At 40.4% G+C, this 18,245-nt stretch carries 24 protein-coding genes and 2 pseudogenes; 15 read left to right on the forward strand and 11 right to left on the reverse strand.

Annotation, left to right across the window (positions count from 1 at the left end; genetic code table 11):
- Nucleotides 1-124 precede the first annotated feature (124 nt).
- On the forward strand, nucleotides 125-832 hold the full coding sequence (locus ACZ07B_RS04590) for a YrpD family protein (RefSeq protein WP_464876961.1): 708 nt from the start codon (nucleotides 125-127) through the stop codon (nucleotides 830-832).
- Nucleotides 833-1,402: 570 nt separating this feature from the next.
- Entirely contained in the window at nucleotides 1,403-1,480 is a 78-nt protein-coding gene (locus ACZ07B_RS04595) for a YjcZ family sporulation protein (protein WP_072175780.1), read from the forward strand.
- 326 nt (nucleotides 1,481-1,806) lie between these two features.
- Here the strand turns inward: ACZ07B_RS04595 and ACZ07B_RS04600 are convergent, their stop codons facing one another.
- From ACZ07B_RS04600 to ACZ07B_RS04610, 3 genes are all read right to left on the reverse strand, one after another.
- Entirely contained in the window at nucleotides 1,807-2,376 is a 570-nt protein-coding gene (locus ACZ07B_RS04600; protein WP_024571554.1) for a flavin reductase family protein, read from the reverse strand.
- A gap of 547 nt (nucleotides 2,377-2,923) precedes the next feature.
- Nucleotides 2,924-3,772 (reverse strand): MerR family transcriptional regulator, encoded by an 849-nt coding sequence (locus ACZ07B_RS04605; protein WP_024571553.1) that lies wholly within the window; start codon nucleotides 3,770-3,772, stop codon nucleotides 2,924-2,926.
- Nucleotides 3,773-4,280: 508 nt separating this feature from the next.
- The gene (locus tag ACZ07B_RS04610; RefSeq protein ID WP_014477457.1) at nucleotides 4,281-4,613 is read right to left on the reverse strand and encodes an MmcQ/YjbR family DNA-binding protein; all 333 of its coding nucleotides are present in this window, start codon (nucleotides 4,611-4,613) and stop codon (nucleotides 4,281-4,283) included.
- 370 nt (nucleotides 4,614-4,983) lie between these two features.
- On the opposite strand from ACZ07B_RS04610, the pseudogene ACZ07B_RS04615 reads away from it, so the two are divergent.
- Both ACZ07B_RS04615 and ACZ07B_RS04620 read left to right on the forward strand, forming a co-directional pair.
- A pseudogene (locus ACZ07B_RS04615) lies at nucleotides 4,984-5,274 on the forward strand (phospholipid phosphatase); the annotation flags it as partial.
- 52 nt (nucleotides 5,275-5,326) lie between these two features.
- Entirely contained in the window at nucleotides 5,327-5,455 is a 129-nt protein-coding gene (locus ACZ07B_RS04620) for a hypothetical protein (RefSeq protein WP_286673100.1), read from the forward strand.
- A gap of 63 nt (nucleotides 5,456-5,518) precedes the next feature.
- On the opposite strand, the gene ACZ07B_RS04625 is transcribed toward ACZ07B_RS04620, so the two are convergent.
- Both ACZ07B_RS04625 and sigZ read right to left on the reverse strand, forming a co-directional pair.
- On the reverse strand, nucleotides 5,519-6,274 hold the full coding sequence (locus tag ACZ07B_RS04625) for a metal-binding protein ZinT (RefSeq protein ID WP_217003057.1): 756 nt from the start codon (nucleotides 6,272-6,274) through the stop codon (nucleotides 5,519-5,521).
- A gap of 132 nt (nucleotides 6,275-6,406) precedes the next feature.
- The gene (gene sigZ, locus ACZ07B_RS04630; protein WP_024571550.1) at nucleotides 6,407-6,937 is read right to left on the reverse strand and encodes an RNA polymerase sigma factor SigZ; all 531 of its coding nucleotides are present in this window, start codon (nucleotides 6,935-6,937) and stop codon (nucleotides 6,407-6,409) included.
- 135 nt (nucleotides 6,938-7,072) lie between these two features.
- Here sigZ and ACZ07B_RS04635 point away from each other — a divergent pair, with 135 nt between their 5' ends.
- Nucleotides 7,073-8,053 carry an aldo/keto reductase gene (locus ACZ07B_RS04635; RefSeq protein ID WP_217003056.1) on the forward strand — a complete coding sequence of 327 codons (981 nt, stop codon included), beginning with the start codon at nucleotides 7,073-7,075 and terminating at the stop codon, nucleotides 8,051-8,053.
- 159 nt (nucleotides 8,054-8,212) lie between these two features.
- Here ACZ07B_RS04635 and csn read toward each other — a convergent pair whose 3' ends face one another.
- Entirely contained in the window at nucleotides 8,213-9,046 is an 834-nt protein-coding gene (gene csn / locus ACZ07B_RS04640; RefSeq protein WP_464876962.1) for a chitosanase, read from the reverse strand.
- Between the two features lie 426 nt (nucleotides 9,047-9,472).
- On the opposite strand from csn, the gene ACZ07B_RS04645 reads away from it, so the two are divergent.
- Together ACZ07B_RS04645 and ACZ07B_RS04650 are read left to right on the forward strand one after the other, a co-directional pair.
- Nucleotides 9,473-9,748: a CD3324 family protein gene (locus tag ACZ07B_RS04645; protein ID WP_464877038.1), complete on the forward strand. Its 276-nt coding sequence runs from the start codon at nucleotides 9,473-9,475 to the stop codon at nucleotides 9,746-9,748.
- 136 nt (nucleotides 9,749-9,884) lie between these two features.
- Entirely contained in the window at nucleotides 9,885-10,700 is an 816-nt protein-coding gene (locus tag ACZ07B_RS04650) for an alpha/beta hydrolase (protein WP_089172610.1), read from the forward strand.
- Between the two features lie 407 nt (nucleotides 10,701-11,107).
- Here the strand turns inward: ACZ07B_RS04650 and ACZ07B_RS04655 are convergent, their stop codons facing one another.
- The 4 genes from ACZ07B_RS04655 to ACZ07B_RS04670 form a co-directional block, all read right to left on the reverse strand.
- The gene (locus ACZ07B_RS04655) at nucleotides 11,108-11,464 is read right to left on the reverse strand and encodes an SH3 domain-containing protein (protein WP_014664754.1); all 357 of its coding nucleotides are present in this window, start codon (nucleotides 11,462-11,464) and stop codon (nucleotides 11,108-11,110) included.
- 52 nt (nucleotides 11,465-11,516) lie between these two features.
- Nucleotides 11,517-11,876, reverse strand: a complete 360-nt coding sequence (locus tag ACZ07B_RS04660) for an SH3 domain-containing protein (RefSeq protein WP_119899611.1) — start codon at nucleotides 11,874-11,876, stop codon at nucleotides 11,517-11,519.
- A 257-nt stretch (nucleotides 11,877-12,133) separates the two neighbouring features.
- Nucleotides 12,134-12,235 (reverse strand): hypothetical protein, encoded by a 102-nt coding sequence (locus tag ACZ07B_RS04665; protein WP_464876963.1) that lies wholly within the window; start codon nucleotides 12,233-12,235, stop codon nucleotides 12,134-12,136.
- Nucleotides 12,236-12,379: 144 nt separating this feature from the next.
- A complete protein-coding gene (locus ACZ07B_RS04670; protein WP_041339577.1) occupies nucleotides 12,380-12,766 on the reverse strand; it encodes a VOC family protein in 387 nt (128 codons plus the stop codon).
- 264 nt (nucleotides 12,767-13,030) lie between these two features.
- Here ACZ07B_RS04670 and ACZ07B_RS04675 point away from each other — a divergent pair, with 264 nt between their 5' ends.
- From ACZ07B_RS04675 to ACZ07B_RS04695, 5 genes are read left to right on the forward strand one after another with little or no spacing between them, the layout of a single operon-like run.
- Nucleotides 13,031-13,276, forward strand: coding sequence for a hypothetical protein (locus ACZ07B_RS04675; RefSeq protein WP_014477469.1), 246 nt, complete (start codon nucleotides 13,031-13,033; stop codon nucleotides 13,274-13,276).
- Between the two features lie 17 nt (nucleotides 13,277-13,293).
- On the forward strand, nucleotides 13,294-13,662 hold the full coding sequence (locus ACZ07B_RS04680; protein ID WP_009967868.1) for a spore coat protein: 369 nt from the start codon (nucleotides 13,294-13,296) through the stop codon (nucleotides 13,660-13,662).
- 18 nt (nucleotides 13,663-13,680) lie between these two features.
- Complete coding sequence (locus ACZ07B_RS04685; protein ID WP_137200865.1) at nucleotides 13,681-14,817, forward strand: zinc-dependent alcohol dehydrogenase; 1,137 nt, start codon at nucleotides 13,681-13,683, stop codon at nucleotides 14,815-14,817.
- An 18-nt stretch (nucleotides 14,818-14,835) separates the two neighbouring features.
- Nucleotides 14,836-15,033 (forward strand): hypothetical protein, encoded by a 198-nt coding sequence (locus tag ACZ07B_RS04690; protein WP_014480384.1) that lies wholly within the window; start codon nucleotides 14,836-14,838, stop codon nucleotides 15,031-15,033.
- A 15-nt stretch (nucleotides 15,034-15,048) separates the two neighbouring features.
- The gene (locus tag ACZ07B_RS04695) at nucleotides 15,049-15,348 is read left to right on the forward strand and encodes a spore coat protein (protein ID WP_017696054.1); all 300 of its coding nucleotides are present in this window, start codon (nucleotides 15,049-15,051) and stop codon (nucleotides 15,346-15,348) included.
- A 267-nt stretch (nucleotides 15,349-15,615) separates the two neighbouring features.
- Here ACZ07B_RS04695 and adhR read toward each other — a convergent pair whose 3' ends face one another.
- Nucleotides 15,616-16,038 carry an aldehyde stress transcriptional regulator AdhR gene (gene adhR, locus ACZ07B_RS04700; protein ID WP_004398725.1) on the reverse strand — a complete coding sequence of 141 codons (423 nt, stop codon included), beginning with the start codon at nucleotides 16,036-16,038 and terminating at the stop codon, nucleotides 15,616-15,618.
- 182 nt (nucleotides 16,039-16,220) lie between these two features.
- Here adhR and ACZ07B_RS04705 point away from each other — a divergent pair.
- The 3 genes and pseudogenes from ACZ07B_RS04705 to yraA all read left to right on the forward strand — a co-directional run bounded on the left by ACZ07B_RS04705 (nucleotide 16,221) and on the right by yraA (nucleotide 18,228).
- A pseudogene (locus tag ACZ07B_RS04705) lies at nucleotides 16,221-16,410 on the forward strand (carboxymuconolactone decarboxylase family protein).
- A 127-nt stretch (nucleotides 16,411-16,537) separates the two neighbouring features.
- On the forward strand, nucleotides 16,538-17,587 hold the full coding sequence (locus ACZ07B_RS04710) for an NAD(P)-dependent alcohol dehydrogenase (protein ID WP_464876964.1): 1,050 nt from the start codon (nucleotides 16,538-16,540) through the stop codon (nucleotides 17,585-17,587).
- Between the two features lie 131 nt (nucleotides 17,588-17,718).
- Nucleotides 17,719-18,228 carry a cysteine protease YraA gene (yraA, locus tag ACZ07B_RS04715; protein WP_464876965.1) on the forward strand — a complete coding sequence of 170 codons (510 nt, stop codon included), beginning with the start codon at nucleotides 17,719-17,721 and terminating at the stop codon, nucleotides 18,226-18,228.
- The last annotated feature ends 17 nt before the right edge of the window (nucleotides 18,229-18,245 follow it).

Genomic DNA, 18,245 nt, shown 5'->3' on the forward strand with positions numbered 1-18,245 from the left:
ATATACATAGTCATAATGTGTAAATTCTGTGTCTATTTTCATGTTTATTATGGAATTATTTTCATAATGTTTTATAATACAAGATGATAACGCTTTCTAATTATAATGATAGGGGGAAATAATGATGATGAAAAAAGGACTGCTTGCGGGTGCGCTTACGGCAACTGTGCTTTTTGGCACATGTGCAGTAGATGTGCCGGGTATTATTAGCCCAAAAACCGCAGAAGCTGCATCACAGCTAACTGATGGAATCGGCGGGAGGGCTTACTTGAACAGCACTGGTGCAATTTTTGTTACGAAAATCCAGCTTCCTAGCTCCATTCAGGTTTCAAATGGGACAGCCTATATCTACTCTGGCTTTAGCGGAGGCACAGAATCCGATATCGGGTTTCAGTACAGTGATAAATATAACGTATGGAAACCATATATGAAAGTCGGTTCAAAAGGACAGGATCAGGTTCAGTACCTCGAAGGAGGAAGCCAATTCACGAATACGAAAGGCTTCCGTCCCGGCAGCACCGTACAACTTACCATCTACAAAAACCTTAACGGCAATACACGCGCTACATACTGGGGCACAAACAATGCGGGATACAACGGCCGTCTCATTTCAGAGATCAGCAAAACAAATGTCGGCTCCATCTCCAAATGGAAAGCGCTCGCTACAGTTGCTACAACAGGGTCACGCCAATCTATCAAATCAAACTTTTCTACATCTTTTACAAACATCACCATCGACACCAAAGCAATAACACCTGTAATTGATACACAAGACTTCGCTAAAGTAACAGTCTCAGGCAACAGTGTCAGTTTATCCGTTGTGAAAAATTAAAACATGTTAAACATACAATGCATTAGGCTATTGAGAAGCTCTCGATAGTCTTAAAGGGGGCTTAACATGCCCCTTTTTTCATTTCAATTTAACTTTCAGTTAGCTTCGGTACATGCCGTCTATCTCCGTCTTTTATCTGGGTGAAGTAAGGAGCAGCTCGCCCCTTCTGAACCTGTTCCATTTGCTCAACGCAAAAGGTGTGCATCACTGTCTTAAAAATGTTAAAACAAATGGCAGATGGTACACTTTATTTTTAGATGAGGCATGCTTACGCTCGATATGCAAGTCAAATGATTAAGGGTCTGCAAGAGAGAAGGAAGTTTTGGATGTAGTTCCATAAAAGGGGAGTGTCTTCATATAGCTCGATTGCACCAGGAAGTGCCGAGAACAACACATCTCTTTGAAACGGATTCATTCCAAAATGATAAGTATGATCCAATAACTAATAAAGATCAGTTAGCAGTCCAGCCTTAGGCTAAAAAATATTTTTACATCAATTAAACTAGCATCACTATCGAATAAGCTCGATCTGCATATCATGTACTATCCTCTTTTAAGGAAGGTGATGTTATGAGGTCATTTCCATTAATTGTAGTTCTATTCATCCTATTAATCATCGTTGGGACATCTTTCTTTGGTGGCTATTAAGAACACACCTTACCTCATATCCATCAGACGCCATAAGAAATCTTTATGGCGTCTGTTTTTTATTAGATTTAAACAAAACCATTAAAGTGGGGCCATGCAAACACACCAATGGAGATTACTGCCACGACTTCTTTGTGAGGGAAATATTCTTCCCTTTATGGACTATTGTCGATCAAAAGAGAAAGTTGAAATACCTTTTTATGGTGAGATGAATCGAGGCTTAGACATATAAAAAACCGCAAAGCTTTCTTGAAGAAGCTTTGCGGTTTTTGGGTCTCTTTTTTGCTTTGTATAAGCCTATAGATTTCAAGCGAAATCAACTGGTCTCAATCCGTTGTGGGATCAAATGCGTGTTGACGTTCCTCTGCTTTGCTGTTTAATATTCGGTAGCTCGATTTTCCAATGTGAAGCGGAATATCCAATTTTTCTAAATCTGGCATTCCATTTTTCAGGAAAAGCTCTTTATCTTGATATCTCTGTAAAACTTCACCCACAATCCACTCTTGATCGCCCAACGTGGAAACACTATGTACTTTACACTCATAAGCAAAATAAGCATCAGTTAAAATCGGCACCTCGGCTTTTAGCCCTTTTTCGTATTGAATATGAAATGCTTCAAACTTATTTATATCTCTACCACTATGGGTGCCTAATGCTTGAATTAATCCCGAACATCTCCCTGGAAGAAAATTCACACCGAAAACACCACTTTTCTCAATCATTTTGTAAGTATATGTCTCTTTGTTTACTGATATCCCATACATTCCAGGAGAAGATCCAATGTACGTATGCCACCCAGAAGCCATTGCGTTTTTTTCACCTTCATATTGAACAGTAACTACAGCTACCATTCCAGGGTAGGCGTACCAAATTGGTTCATCTATCGGTGCTCTCATCTTCATCGCTCCTTTTGTTTAAGATTTAATTTTTATTAAAATTTGAGATGAGGCAAAACAACAATGATAAAAGCTAACCCAGCAAATTAGAAGTACATGAGATGGTGGTCAGGGACTGAGGTGTCAGATGTCAATCAACCGATAATAAAGCAGTATCTCCATCGTATTTTTCGATTAAGTATGCAAAGGAGCAAGCTCTACACCGCACGCCCCGCCAAAAACAATAACACGATCAGGGCTGTGCTTTTGAATTAAACTTTTGGCAGACCGAGCTTGCTTTAATCAAAAACTCCTTCCAATAATCCCCTGCTCTTTTTCAAGATCCGCATCTAAATCGACAAGTACTTCTTCAAATGGGCCATTCGTTTTGGGAGCAAGTCAGTTTAATAAGTGTGCTCCGAGTACGTAAGGGTTGTTACCGCCTTGCCATTGCGGCATGAGTAACCGAAGCGCATACCTTCTTTATTTGTCATTTTATACATCCTTCCTTTCATGAATGAATATGATGAACAAATCATAAACCCTATAGCAGCTATAGGGTCAAGGGTTAGTTATTTTTTAGCACTCTTAATTCTGTAAGGAAGTTTTCTTCTCTTAATGAGTTATAGTCGATTGGAAGAGAAACTTGATATACTTTTCCATCCGTTTGGATGCCGTGAGATTCAATATATTGATAAAGCTTTTGGTAATACTCATCATAATTTTTTGCAGACCAATTAAATGCAATACATACATATTCACCAGATGGGATCGTATCTAACCTCATGTTTTTTTCTCCTATGTCTATTTTTTTCCCACTGCAAACAGTCGTATAAATACTATTGCAATAAATTTCACGAGAATCCTTATAGGGCTTGAAATCATAAATGAATCCATAATAGTTATCTATTACATCTCCTATTTTTTCGACAACGTCAGCCAGCTTTCTGTAATACAAATCGGATTGATTATGAGGATTAACTTGAGGCGTCTCTACTTTTAATATTGTTTGTTTATCTATATACCGAAAATAAACGAAACCTTCATCTTTTTTGCTGCATATTTCTAATTGTTCATTAAGCTGTTTTCGTCTCCTATGAAGTAATTGACGAGCACGTTCGAGCTTTTCCATTTCTTGCACAATAACGCTTTCTTTCTCCTCAAGAAAGTGTTGCATATCTTCTGGGGTGCAAGTATATGAGCTGAAACGCTTAATTTCTTCTAGAGGTGTCCTAATATATTTTAGATACTTGATAACATCTAAATAAAAGAACTGTTTGACATGATAATACCGATAACCATTATCCTGATCTGTATAATAAGGCTTGAAAATTCCGATCCTATCATAATAGCGCAATGTTTGAATTGAGATGTTATTTAGACGGGCTGTTTCGCCAATTGTAAAATATTCCTTCATCCATCTCATCCTTTCGTCTTAGCTCTAAGAATTCTTTCTTCACTATACACGGTTACCTTCAAAATCTTAACTGAGCAATCTTGAGAGCAATCTGTTATCTTCTTTTTCGTTTTCTTAAAAAGATCCGCCAAGAAATGATCTTTCCAGTTTCATAACAATTGCATGTTAAGCAGAAAAAGTATTGACCCTATACTCACAACAGGGTTTATGATTTGTTACGCAACTTAAAATAGTTGGAAAAAGGAGGGGGAGTATCTGTCAGAAGATGTTTAAAGTATCTACTGTAGTCGTGGCTGAGTTTATGAGGCAAGTCATTCAAGACTGACAGGCTTAGATGATGTAAATGGGTCGGTACATATAATTGAACTTTTAAAAAAGCTTAATCCTTAAAAAGATTAAGCTTTTTTCCTTTACAATGCTCACCTTATAGATGCCATATCAAGACGCAAGGCTCTTGCAGCACTTCAAGGCTTTACATATTACATCCCCTCTCCCTCGGGCCTGTCGCTTACTTGGTTTTAGTTAACATGTAGCTTTGTGTTATCATATCGTATATGTCTTCATCTGGGACAGTTCCGTCAAGAATGATAGAATTCCAATGCTCTTTATTGAGATGAAATGCTGGAACGACCGAAGTGTATTTCTGTCTCCAAAAATCGAGAAAACCGGGTTCACACTTCACATTGATCCAAATATAATCATCTTTTTTAAATATCCACGCAAACACCTTTCTGTTTTCTATGTGTCGCATTAACGTCCAATTTTTATCACGAAACGGGTAATCTTCATATACATTTTTAAAGCTCAAACAATAATCAATTGCTTCCTCTCTATTTTTCATTGCTTGCCTCTCCTTCTACACATTAATAACCGCCTAAAGTTTTTTCTTTAGCGATTAATTTCCTCTACTTTATTTAACAATAATGAATATGTGAATAAAAGAACTATGATTAAACAATTTGCAGATCGGGCAGTAAATTGAAATTTCAGTTGCTTTTTTCTGAAAGCTACTTTAGCTATTCGGGCACATTGGAGAAACAGAGGCTTTCGTTGGTACCCCTGCCTTTCTTCGGCAATCCGCTAGCCTGTTTACCGGCATCATCAACCGATAAACATAAACAAGCTGGCAGCAATAAGCACCAGCTTGAAACATATTCTTTATGAAGTGGCTCCCCCAACTGATCATTGCCCCTTGTTGGATGCCAACATTCATTGCAGAACGCCGTACTTTCAGAGAGGAAAATGCCGCATATTTTGATATCGCAGAAATCAGGCTACAGTGTAATTGACGGTCTTGGTCCACTTACCGATGTATATCGAATGAAGGCGGGGGCGACGACAACGATTAACAGGGTCCCGGCAAATGCCACGATGAAAAAATATAATGATAAAGGAACCAATTCCGGCAGCACGAGCTCCAGTCTCGGCAGCATCGTGAGTTTGGTCAATAGTTACGCGGACCCTATTCTTCAACGAACCCGGCTAAGGGATATTTTCACTTTGTTAATGCAATAACGTTGTTTTATTAATGTTTTGTTTATTTTTTAGGAGTCAATGAAAAAGAAGTTACCGCTGGCGGAGAGAGAAAACAGACAAAAAGCTGCTGGCGAAGAGTCAGCAGCTAACACAGGAGCATTTAAGCATTTCACCTCTATAAAGGACAGGCGCCATTTTCCACAGTGATAAATGGCTGTTGCAGAACAGCTTTATGATAAAAGAACACCATACTTCATAGAGTAATCATCATTAATGAGCCATCATCTCATGGGCAATATCGTGTCCATCCATTTTTGACGGGTAGTAGGTAGGCCAGTTTTTGACTTCATCAAGTAAAGCTTCACGGTCGTCCCCCCAATAGAGATGGTAATGACTAGCTTTAGTCGGGTAAATACTATGATCACTAAACTGAATATACTGAGGCAGCCCTTCTGCTTTTTTAGCTAGTTTGAATATGTATCTTACCCCTCTATTGCCCGCATCATAGGTGAGAATTTCGTACCCGTCATACGTATACTTACCAGAATATTCTTTTCCATTTTTGAAGAACGTTACAGTATCTTTCTGGATTACAATACGGTCAACATCTGTTTGATAGCCCTTTTTATAATACTCTTTATATTCTTCAGCTGTCTTGCCGCCTTCGTGTTCTGATTTATATGAAAACACTTCGTCAAGAGTACCATCTTGCAGGTATGGATATACAGATTGCCAATCTCCTTTCCAATCAGAAAGTAAGCGATCCTTTACTTGGCTGTTTTTAAAATAGCCTTCATATATTTTTTCTGTTTCTTCATCATGCGCATGACTATGATCGTGAGAATGTTCGTGTGTATGACTTTCAGATGTTTGCTCTTGCGTTTTGGAAGAGTCTTCTTCAACTGCTGAGGATGATGTTGTTTGATTAGACTCACCTTTAGATGAACCGGAAGTCTGACATCCTGCCAATACGAGTAATGAACCAATCGTTAATATGCCTAGCCGCTTTGAAAATAAAATGTTCATTCCAACACTCCTTTTTATTAAATCGAAAACATTACGATTTATATTATACATGCATCTCTTGCAAACATCAAAGGGAAAATGCTCTTCATGCGGATGGACTATTTTAAAGGAATAACTGACTTTGTTCATCAGTTATTCCTTTAAAATACGAAAGTCTACGATATTTCCATATCGATCCGCTTCAATATGACAGCACCCCTCAAGCAGCTGTTTTAATTTTCCCCGTCCGCGTTGTACCCTTGATTTTGCTCCTGAGTAAGAAATGCCGAGCTTTTCACTCAACTCTTTCTGTGATAACCCCTGAAATTCAGTTAACTCGAGCGCCTCTCGATACTTTTCAGGCAACCGTTTGATGGTCGATCGAATACACACAGCTGCTTCCTTGGTGAAATTTTCTTCCTCTGCACTGTTATTAAAATGTAGATCATCAGGCAATATTTCGCTTGTTTTTTTTGTACGGTAAAAATCAATAATCGTATTTCTAGTGATCCGATAAATCCAGCTGTCGATCTTTTGTTCATCGATCAGATTTGGGAGATGCACTTGTATTTTCATAAATACGATTTGCAAGAGGTCATCAACGATAGATTGATCGTTAACCCTTTGTGAAATATATGTTTTTAACGGCTGATGAAATTGATCCCATAGATCCTCTATATTCATTTGAAAAAACCTCCTATAATTTTGCGTCTGCTTTACATTTGCTTCGTCTTTTTAATCGTAACAAAGAGCGAAACAATTGTTGAATCAATTGTATTGCAGCTGTTGCAAAAAATAATGATAAAGGAGAGGTTTGTTGTGGAGTATACCTATTTAGGGAGAACAGGATTGCGGGTGAGCCGTTTATGTTTAGGCACGATGAATTTTGGAGTTGATACAGACGAAAAGACTGCGTTCCGTATCATGGATGAAGCGCTTGATAACGGCATCCAATTTTTTGATACTGCCAATATTTACGGCTGGGGCAAAAACGCAGGATTGACAGAGAGCATCATTGGAAAATGGTTTGCACAAGGAGGACAGCGCCGCGAGAAAGTTGTTCTGGCGACAAAAGTATATGAACCGATTTCTGATCCGAATGACGGGCCAAATGATATGAGGGGCTTGTCTCTATACAAAATCAGACGTCATCTGGAAGGATCACTGAAGCGGCTTCAGACAGATCATATCGAATTGTACCAAATGCATCATATCGATAGGCGGACACCGTGGGATGAGATATGGGAAGCTTTTGAGACTCAGGTTCGCTCCGGCAAAGTAGACTATATTGGATCCAGTAATTTTGCAGGCTGGCATTTAGTTAAAGCGCAAGCTGAAGCTGAAAAACGGCGATTCATGGGACTCGTCACTGAACAGCATAAGTATAGTTTATTAGAACGAACAGCTGAGATGGAAGTGCTGCCGGCTGCACGGGATCTTGGTTTAGGAGTAGTGGCGTGGAGTCCCCTTGCAGGAGGGCTCCTTGGCGGGAAGGCATTGAAAAGCAATGTCGGAACTCGTACAGCAAAAAGAGCAGATTTAATTGAAAAACATCGTTTACAACTCGAGAAATTTTCAGATTTATGCAAAGAACTAGGAGAAAAAGAAGCAAATGTGGCTTTGGCATGGGTGCTGGCAAATCCAGTTTTAACTGCGCCGATCATCGGACCACGAACGGTTGAGCAGCTGCGTGATACGATAAAAGCCGTTGAAATCAGTCTAGATGAGGAGATTCTCCGTATGTTAAATGATATCTTTCCCGGACCTGGAGGAGAGACACCTGAGGCATACGCCTGGTGATACATTCATTACTCAATACTGACATTTTTCTTAAATATTTATGCTGAACTATCATATATAGGAAAGACAAGAGCTTGTTTGTCTCTTGTCTTTTCCACATCGTGCTGAAAATGCTGGCTAAACATCGACAAAAACGCTACCGTTTTATTCATTTAATGCTTATTTGATTACGAAATTACCGTACTCGTTTGAACGAACATGAATCGGCCCGTTTAGATTATAGTTGTTCTCCTTGGCGATAGAGCGAAGCACGTCCACACGGGCAACTGATTCTCTCCATTCGTCACGGGTGTCATGATTGGCCGGATTCATCAGATCGTCATAGCGTACGTCCAAGAATTTATTTAACCACTTCTTCTCGTCTATTCCCTCTTTAGGTGATCCGCCCGCTTTTTTGTTCGTACGTTTAATCAAGGCATAAAAAGAGTCAGGGTCATCACCATCGCCATGCTGAATAACCGTATCGTACATCACAGCTCTTGCCAATGCTGTTTTTAGTCCGGCATTATCCGATCGTTTCATGGCAGGCTGATAATACAAACGGTCATTTACTTTGTCTTGAGCGGCGCGAAATTCCTTATCATTTGCAAGTGACTTCCAGGCAGAAGCGAATCCCTTGAGATTGCTTGTATCATCGCTTTCTTCCTTGGCCAGACGGCGCAATTCAGGCAGATACTTTTTCAGTTTGTTATTCGGAACTGCCTTTGTGTATACTTCCACTACTTCCAATGCATCCCCGGTAGCCGTTGTAAAGCCTGCCCGTCCGCATGTATAGCCTCGCCCATCATCCAATCGCTCTACATATCCATATTGGATCTCCGTTGTGCCGTTTTCAAAGATACTTGTCAGCTGTTCCGCCCGGCGCTTTTGATCTTTATTCAGTCCCGCCGCAAAAACCGTTTCGCTCATCATCAAGGTAAAAAACATGGTGAAAACAAGTAATGAGATCGCTGTCTTTTTCCAAAAATCTGCTTTTTGCATACTGATTTTCATTTCACTTCCCCTTTCTAAATATTGTAAATACAGACTCAGTATACATGAAGAAACTGCCCTATTGTTGAAAATACATCAATTTGTCAATATTTTGAATCTAAAGTAATATAGCTTGAATCTTACTCTTTTCATTGCCAATCAGCCTTAGCCCCTCTCACTGGGAAGGTCTCTTGATTTTCATACTGCTTCAACTTTAATTAACAAGATGCCATAAGGCTTTACTCTATTTTATAATGGAAGTGATCATAGAAAATCGTTAGGGAGGTGATGTAAATGGCAAGCAAGATGAGAATGCCAGATTCCGCAACGTCCCATGCAAAGCCTATTATTAGGAAGGCGATACTTTGCATGGGGTAGACTTTCTAAAAGATCGCCCAAGTAAGCTTTTCTGGTATAGTGGCTTTGCACCTTATTTGACATAAAAAAATAAGGAGCTGGCAGAAATGGCATAAAGCAACCGCTATTTTACCTGAAAAGCTGATATCGGAAATTCAAAAATATGTTCAAGGAAAAACAATATATATCCCTAAACCTGAATCCTCTCATCAAAAATGGGGTGCGTGTTCAGGAACAAGAAAGCTGATCGATGACAGAAACGCTTCTATTAAAAAAGCATTTAAAAACGGCAAAACCATTCATCAATTATCTGATGAATATCACCTCTCTGATGAAACAATAAAAAAAATTGTCTACTCTAAATAAACAAAACGGAAGCACTGATGAAAAATCATCAGTGCTTTTTATATGGCGAGTTTGTTTCTTAGTTATTTCCTGCATATGATACCATTGGCCAATTGTGTAAAGTTAAGGGAGATGAGAAGAAAGGAAGGTCCTACAAATGACGATAAACAATGGAACGTTGCAAGTACCCGGCGCGAACATCCACTATCAGGTGCGTGGCTCAGGTCCAATCATTCTTTTGGTCCACGGCGGAGGCGGTGATGCCGACAAGTTCCATCATGTTGCCAATCATCTGGCTAACTGGTACTCGGTTGTTACTTACGATCGCCGCGGCCATTCCCGCAGCAATCTCGCCAATCAGATTGAGGATTACCGTGTGGAAACACACAGTGACGATGCTCACCGTCTTCTAGCCAAAATCACCAATAAACCGGCATACGTATTTGGAAGCAGCTCCGGGGCTGTTATCGGGCTTGATCTGTGCATACGCCATCCCGAACAAGTACATGTCATGATCCCACACGAACCAATCTTATTGCAGCTTCTGCATGGAAATGAGCTGAAACAAGCCGAGCAATTCATGGAAGACCTTAAGAAAAATCATCGAAGTGAAGTCATTAAATTAATGTCAAGATTAGAGACAGACGAACAATCAAAGGCTGTCCTGACAAAGCGGCTTCTCGGCAATTCAACGTATTTCACTGAGTATGAAATTCAAGGAATTCTCAACTATACATTAGATTTCGAAGCATTAAAAACTGTGTTTACATCTTCACCGATAAAGGTACTCCCAGCTGGCGGAAGTGCTTCTCGGGAGCTTTTTCCTTATCGTTGCGCGAACGCCCTAGCGGAACAATTGGAAACAGAATTGGTTGAATTCCCCGGAAATCATACGGGGTACACAATGTACCATAAAGAATTTTCTGAGAGGTTACACGACATGTTAGAAAAAGAAAAGAAACATACGTGTTAAGGATTGATTAAAATTTTCATAATAGGACAGGTAAAACTAACTATGGAATTAGAGAAGATTTCACGAAGCGTAAAAAGAACTTTTCACTAACGAGAACGCAATGTGAGATGTTTAACCAAAGTGATATTAGGAATTTCATCGAAAAATAGGTTTGTACATTACATTCTCCTATTGATTATTTCCTATCTTAATTCCGTATTTTATACCATTAGATACAACTCTAAAGCGGCTCGTTATTTTGTCCTCAACAACAACCAGTGTCTAACATCATGAATCTCTTTTGAAAATTACCACAAATGCAGGTATGGAAGACTTCATCGCAGCAAAAACCATACCAACTAATGTTGTTGGTATGGTTCGTCCTAGATAGGCCCTTAAGAAGAGATTCTATTGTACGGAGTATTTAACTAATTGCATTTGTAACCGACAGGGCCGTCTGATCCTGTATACACATATGTGTCAGACACATATCCAATATTCACGATCCCCCGGGAATCTTTCCACTGGATTTGGTCCCAGATATTACTCGTTCCATACTTCCCTGTAACAGTCGTTCCATAAGCGTAACAATAATAAGGAACACGGGAGCCGCTCGGAATGGAAAGCATAATAGGATAATTTGTACCAGGACCGCTGCGCATATTGACAGGCGCACCGCTGCTTGTTGAGACAGTAAAGTACTGAACGGCAAGTGCCTGACTGGAAAAAATGAATAAAGATGCAATCATCACGGTTAACATACTCAGCATTTTCAGTTTAGTCAATGTCATCCCTCTTTCTTCAATTCCTTCATTTTAAAAAACGATAGAACATAGGCTACCAGCTGCATTTAGGAACAACCGGACCGTCTGAGCCTGTATACATATATGTATCAGAGACAAATCCAGGAACGATCTCCCCGCTGGCAAGCGTCCGCTCTGTGTAATTCCAAATATTACTCGTTCCATACTTTCCAGTTACAGTTGTACCGGTTTTGTAGCAATAGATCGGGATGCGGGTTCCGCTCGGAATGGTCGTTACAATTCCCCAACTTGTACCTGGGCCGCTGCGCATATTTACAGGCGCACCGCTGCTTGTTGAAACCGTATAATACTGAGCCGCAAGTGCATGGCTAGAAAAAATGAACAAAGATGCAATCATCACCGTTAGCATACTTAGCCTCTTTAACTTATTCACCTTATACCCTCCCCTTATAAATGCCGTACGTTTGACTTTCTTACATCCAGTTAAGGATTTACTTTCAGATACCATGCCCCCTCCCCTCCCATATATTTATCAATGTACCATAAACTAGATCTTTCAAAAGTGGAATTGTTCCTATGTTTTCGACAATTAAGGATACAAAATAAATGGTAGTCAGGCTTATATTGATGGTATGTTACATTTGGCTCTTAATCATTTGTCTAGTCGGTAATCACGATTGACAATTAGGATCAAGCGGTTTCGTGTTCACCAATTAACTCAATCAGTGTACTGCTGCCTTGTATCCACGCTTCTCCTCGATTCATGGATACTCCACCTTTTTCACCAATCAAAAACGGACACCAAACAAATCAGCGTAAATGCTGCAAGTTCAGTGTCCGAAACCTATTATGACTTTGCTTTCTTTTATCAGGGCGTATAAAAAAATGATAAGGTACGTTATCAACCGTTATTCTATGATTTTGCGAGTCGAAAAATCATAACATTTTATATATTTCAATCAAGTTATGATCTGGATCTCTGAAGTGAGCAACTCGGGCACTCCATTCCTTGCGATCATGCGGTTTATTCACACATTTAACTCCTTTTTTGTGTAAATCGTCATACATTTTATCAACATCTTCTACCTTAAACTGAAGCAAAAATTTTGATTGAGCTTCTCCTTCCAACGATTTTTTTCCCTCTCCAACGATTTCAGCCATCGTTTCTCGAGATAAAAGCTCTATTTTCGTTTCCCCATTATCAAAGAGTGCATATTCCATTTCATTCTCTAACCAACTTATTTGAAGTCCTAATGAATCTTTGTAAAACTCGACGCTTTTCTTAAAATCATTCACCAAAAGTCTAATTTGTAACAGCTTCATATCGAGTGCCTCCTATAAAACCATACTTTTTACTGGTCATCCAATTTAATAATACAAAAGGAAACCTGACAGCACTATGTCAAGTTTCCATAAATAAATTTCCATACTTCACCTTTATTTCAGATTTAAGTGCAGTTTAGTGCAAGTCATAAGAACGAGCAAAAACAGCGATTCTTAAAACAAAAAATGATACCGAGTGTACTTTCTGTATGCTTCAACGTCATTTCGGGAAATGTAACGTTGATAAAAGGAGGTTACATCAATATGGATCATCAAACATTGGCAGCTCACGAGGCTGTTGACTTACATGAAATCGTGAACTTTAAAACACTTTGTATAGCGAAATCAAAGTTAATGCAAGGACTTGTGTTTGACCAAGAACTGAAGGACTTGATGCAAAAAGATGTGCAGCAATCCATTCAAGACCTTACTGAATTACAGGCGGTTTATGAGCGTGCCTCATTTCAGGCCCCTGTCCCTCAAAGCCGCCCAACGCCAATCATCAATTGAAAGGAAGGTAAGCCTCTTTGAATAATGATCATTTAGACCCCATTAATTCGCTGAATGTGCCTGAACTAGCAGACACTACATTCGCGATGGATTTTCTTATACGAGCTAAGGAAGGCGTAAGGAATACTGCTGTAGCTTTGACAGAAACCGCTTCACCAGATGTAAGAGCCTTGCTGCGGAAACAGCTGATGCAAGGAATTGCAATGCACCAAGAGATTACGGAACTGATGATCAGCAAAAAATGGTTCCACCCATATGAGCTGAGCGAACAGTATAAGCTGGATCAGCTCTCTGCAAAAAACACGATCATGGTCGGCAATATGAACCTCTTTCCTGATGAAACAAATCGTAAAGGGATGTTTGACCGGACACCTGATGAACACTAACACTGGAGGTTGTACAGCATGAAGGCAGTAACGTATCAAGGCATTAAAAATGTTGTTGTCAAAGATGTCCCCGATCCAAAGATTGAAAAATCCGATGACATGATTATCAAAGTCACCAGTACAGCCATTTGCGGATCAGATTTACACTTAATCCATGGATTGATTCCTAATATGCATGAAGACTATGTCATCGGCCATGAACCGATGGGAATTGTTGAAGAAGTTGGGCCAGGGGTTACAAAGGTCAAAAAAGGTGACCGCGTCATTATCCCTTTTACGATCGCCTGCGGTGAATGTTTTTTTTGTAAAAACCAGCTGGAAAGCCAATGTGATCAGTCTAATGACAATGGGGAAATGGGTGCTTATTTCGGCTATTCAGGGCAAACTGGCGGTTATCCAGGCGGGCAAGCTGAATATTTAAGAGTGCCGTTTGCGAATTTTACCCATTTTAAAATCCCTGAATCTTGTGAGGAACCCGATGAGAAATTAAGCGTGATTGCCGATGCCATGACCACCGGCTTTTGGAGTGTGGACAATGCCGGCGTAAAAAAAGGCGATACAGTTATCGTTCTCGGCTGCGGACCAGTCGGCCTGTTTGCTCAAAAGTTTTGTTGGCTAAAAGGCGCAAAACGCGTCATAGCAGTTGACTATGTAAACTATCGCTTACAGCATGCGAAACGTACAAACAAAGTAGAAATCGTTAATTTTGAAGACCATGAGAATACAGGGAATTATTTAAAGGAAATCACGAAAGGCGGAGCGGATGTAGTCATTGACGCTGTTGGGATGGATGGTAAAATGAGCGATCTCGAGTTCCTTGCCAGCGGCTTAAAGCTTCATGGCGGAACAATGAGTGCATTGGTCATTGCCTCTCAAGCTGTTCGCAAAGGAGGAACCATACAAATTACAGGTGTGTACGGAGGCAGATATAACGGTTTTCCGCTAGGAGATATCATGCAGCGAAACATCAATATACGCTCTGGACAGGCTCCTGTGATCCACTATATGCCGTACATGTTTGAACTAGTATCAACGGGCAAAATTGACCCGGGAGATGTTGTCAGCCATGTCCTGCCGCTTAGTGAAGCCAAGCATGGCTATGACATTTTTGATTCAAAAATGGATGATTGTATCAAAGTTGTGTTAAAGCCTTAAAAAACGGAGGTTACAGAAATGGAATACGCCTTACACGAAGTGCTTGAGGTTCAGGAAATGACTGCTTTCAAGACACTTTGTTTGACGAAATCTAAAACAATGAAAGCACTGGTATCTGATCCGAAGCTGAAAGAAATCATGCAGCAAGATGTTGATATCACCACACGCCAGCTGCAGGAATTTGCCTCTATTTTATCTAATGCAAAGCACGAATGAGGAGATGAATAAATCATGAATCCTATCATTGAATATCTGACCGGCATGAATGTTCTAACAGACCAAATCATTGCTATGGACTTATTAATTGCAGCAAAAAACGGAGTCAGAAATTATGCGATGGCAGCCACTGAAGCCGGAACGCCTGAAGTGAAAGAGGTCCTTATCCGCCATTTGGAAGAAGCCCTTGATATGCACGAACAACTCTCAAGCTATATGATGGAAAAAGGCTGGTACCACCCTTGGAACACAGACGAACAAGTCAAGCTACATTTAAAAAATATTGATACAGCCATTCAATTGCCAACCCTTTAACATACAATGAGTGATTTGCTGAGGAACAGTATTGATTGGCCACAACTGTTCCTCAGCTTCAAGTTGAATCGCCATGAGCACTGTTTTTTCGGGTCCTATGATCGTAAATAGATTAACCCGCTTTTTTCCATCTGATCTCCGATAATGTTTGCAAATTCTCCAATCAAATAAGAATTCGTAACCACCTTATGCGATTTCTTGATGGAGAAAACAGGCCAGAAACAAAATCCTTCGTTTTTGACCTGCCCTCTTCACACGCAAAGAATGCTACCTTCTTTGCTCCACTGATCCGTGAAGACTTTCCGTTTTAGGCCTGCTTTTGAGCTTTGCCTCGTTTTCGCGCAATTTCCCATCATAATCTTTAATTTTTGTGTCTAATCTTTTAATTGTTTCATCAATTTCTTTCCGCTTCTCTATCAGCCGCTGTCGTTCGTCAGCCAGGATATTTTTTCGAGCTTCTACTGTACGGTCACCTTCGGTAAATAATGTTGTATATTCAATTAGCGCTTCTATCGATAGTCCCGCATTTCGCATGCATTTAATGAATTCAATCCATTTGATATCTTCTTCATCATAGTCGCGAATGCCGCTGTCTTTTCGTTTTACTGGCGGGATTAATCCTACACGTTCGTAATATCTGAGTGTTGCGGCTGTCAGGCCAAACTGCTTTGCCACCTGCGCAATATTCATGGTCTTCACCTCTCTATTCTGCATGTTGTGAAGGTAACACTTAAAGTTAACTTTAAGTCAAGCTCAAAACAAGTGGTTAGCTGCTGAATCTGGGTTTATATATTCGGGACTTGCCTTAAAGCACACTTTAAGCTCTATACTTCTCCATGCAATAAAAACAGTTTAGATGGAGGGATTGCTGAATGGCAAATAAACAAACTGCCGGAAGAGAACAATTAGGAGAATTTGCGCCAAAGTTTGCTGAACTTAATGAGATGTTTCGGTGACATTTGGGCAAGAGAGGAACAACTTTCACCCCGGGATCGCAGCATGATTACAGTTTCTGTATTAATTACTGACTGTTTCTCAGCTTATAAATCAGGTTCATTTTAAATGTTATTTTTAAAAACCCTTGCCTTAAAGCAGACTTTAAGGTTTATCGTTATGTTGAAGACACCATAAAACATAAATAAGTGCATGTTTTTTTACAACACTTATGATGAAGAAAGGAAAGGTTCATATGTGTAATCAACATCAAACCCGTGTATTAAGCGTGTCACATGCAAAAGCCAAATTTGAACAAACGACGATTGAGCGAAGAGGATTACGGCCGCACGATGTCTTAATCGATATTAAATTCAGCGGTATTTGCCATTCAGACATTCATAGTGCTTTTGATGAATGGGGCGGTGGGATCTTCCCAATGGTGCCAGGACATGAAATAGCCGGTATCGTAACAGCCGTTGGAGCAGAAGTCACCAAATTTGCTGTCGGGGACCGCGTTGGTGTCGGCTGTTTTGTTGACTCCTGCGGAGAATGCGAATACTGTCTTAGCGGAGAGGAACAGTTCTGCACGAAGGGTGTTGTTCAAACGTATAACTCAGTAGACTACGACGGAAACCCCACTTATGGCGGGTACAGCCAAAAAATCGTTGTCACTGACAGATTTGTTGTTCGAATTCCAGATCGTTTGGAAATGGATGTTGCCAGTCCGCTGTTGTGTGCAGGTATCACAACGTATTCCCCGCTGAAACACTGGAATGTTGGCCCTGGTAAAAAGGTTGCGATTGTAGGCGTGGGTGGCCTTGGACACTTGGCGATTCAATTTGCACATGCGATGGGTGCAGAGGTAACCGTCCTGAGCCGTTCCATGAATAAGAAAGAGGAAGCTCTGGAACTCGGTGCAAATCATTACTTTGCAACAAGTGACCCAGCTACATTCACTGCATTGGCCGGGCGTTTTGACGTGATCTTAAATACGGTATCGGCAAATCTCGATGTAGATGCCTATTTATCAATGCTTCGTATAGACGGGACACTTGTAAACGTTGGAGCACCTGCCAAGCCGGACACATACAGTGTGTTTTCCCTAATCATGGGGCGCCGCAGCATTGCAGGTTCTCTAGTCGGCGGAATTCAAGAAACTCAAGAGATGCTGGATTTCGCAGCTGAGCATGGCATCGAACCTAAAATCGAAGTCATCGGAGCTGACCAAGTGGACGAAGCATACGAACGTATCCTCCGAAGCGATGTCCGTTATCGATTTGTGATTGATATTTCCACATTGTAATAGGTTAGTCCTATATGGGCTGACCCGCTTTTAATGAAACTCACGAAAAACGATCTCGTTAAGCAAATATTTTGAGGGCCGGTCAATCTTCCTGTTATTCTATGAATAGAGAGTTATTAGGAGGGTTTTTTATGAGCAAAAAAATTGCAGTTCTTGTTACAAACCAATTCGAAGACATCGAATATACAAGTCCGGTAAAAGCATACGAAGAAGCTGGCTACAGTGTTGTGGCTATCGATTTGGAAGCCGGCAAAGAAGTTACCGGTAAGCATGGCGAGAAAGTAAAGATTGACAAAGCCATCTCTGATGTGGATGCAAGTGACTTTGATGCACTTTTAATTCCTGGGGGATTCTCTCCGGATTTGCTTCGTGCAGATGACCGTCCGGGTGAATTCGCAAAAGCATTTGTCGAAAACAAAAAACCTGTTTTCGCAATTTGCCACGGCCCGCAAGTACTGATTGATACGGATCTTCTAAAAGGCAAAGATATCACAGGCTACCGCAGCATCCGCAAAGATTTAATCAATGCCGGTGCAAACTACAAAGATGCAGAAGTAGTCGTCAGCCACAACATTGTCACAAGCAGAACACCTGATGATTTGGAAGCATTTAACCGCGAATCTTTAAATTTGTTAAAATAACGAGAAGGCACAGACTG

The sequence above is a fragment of the Bacillus sp. 9.4 genome (assembly GCF_055486415.1).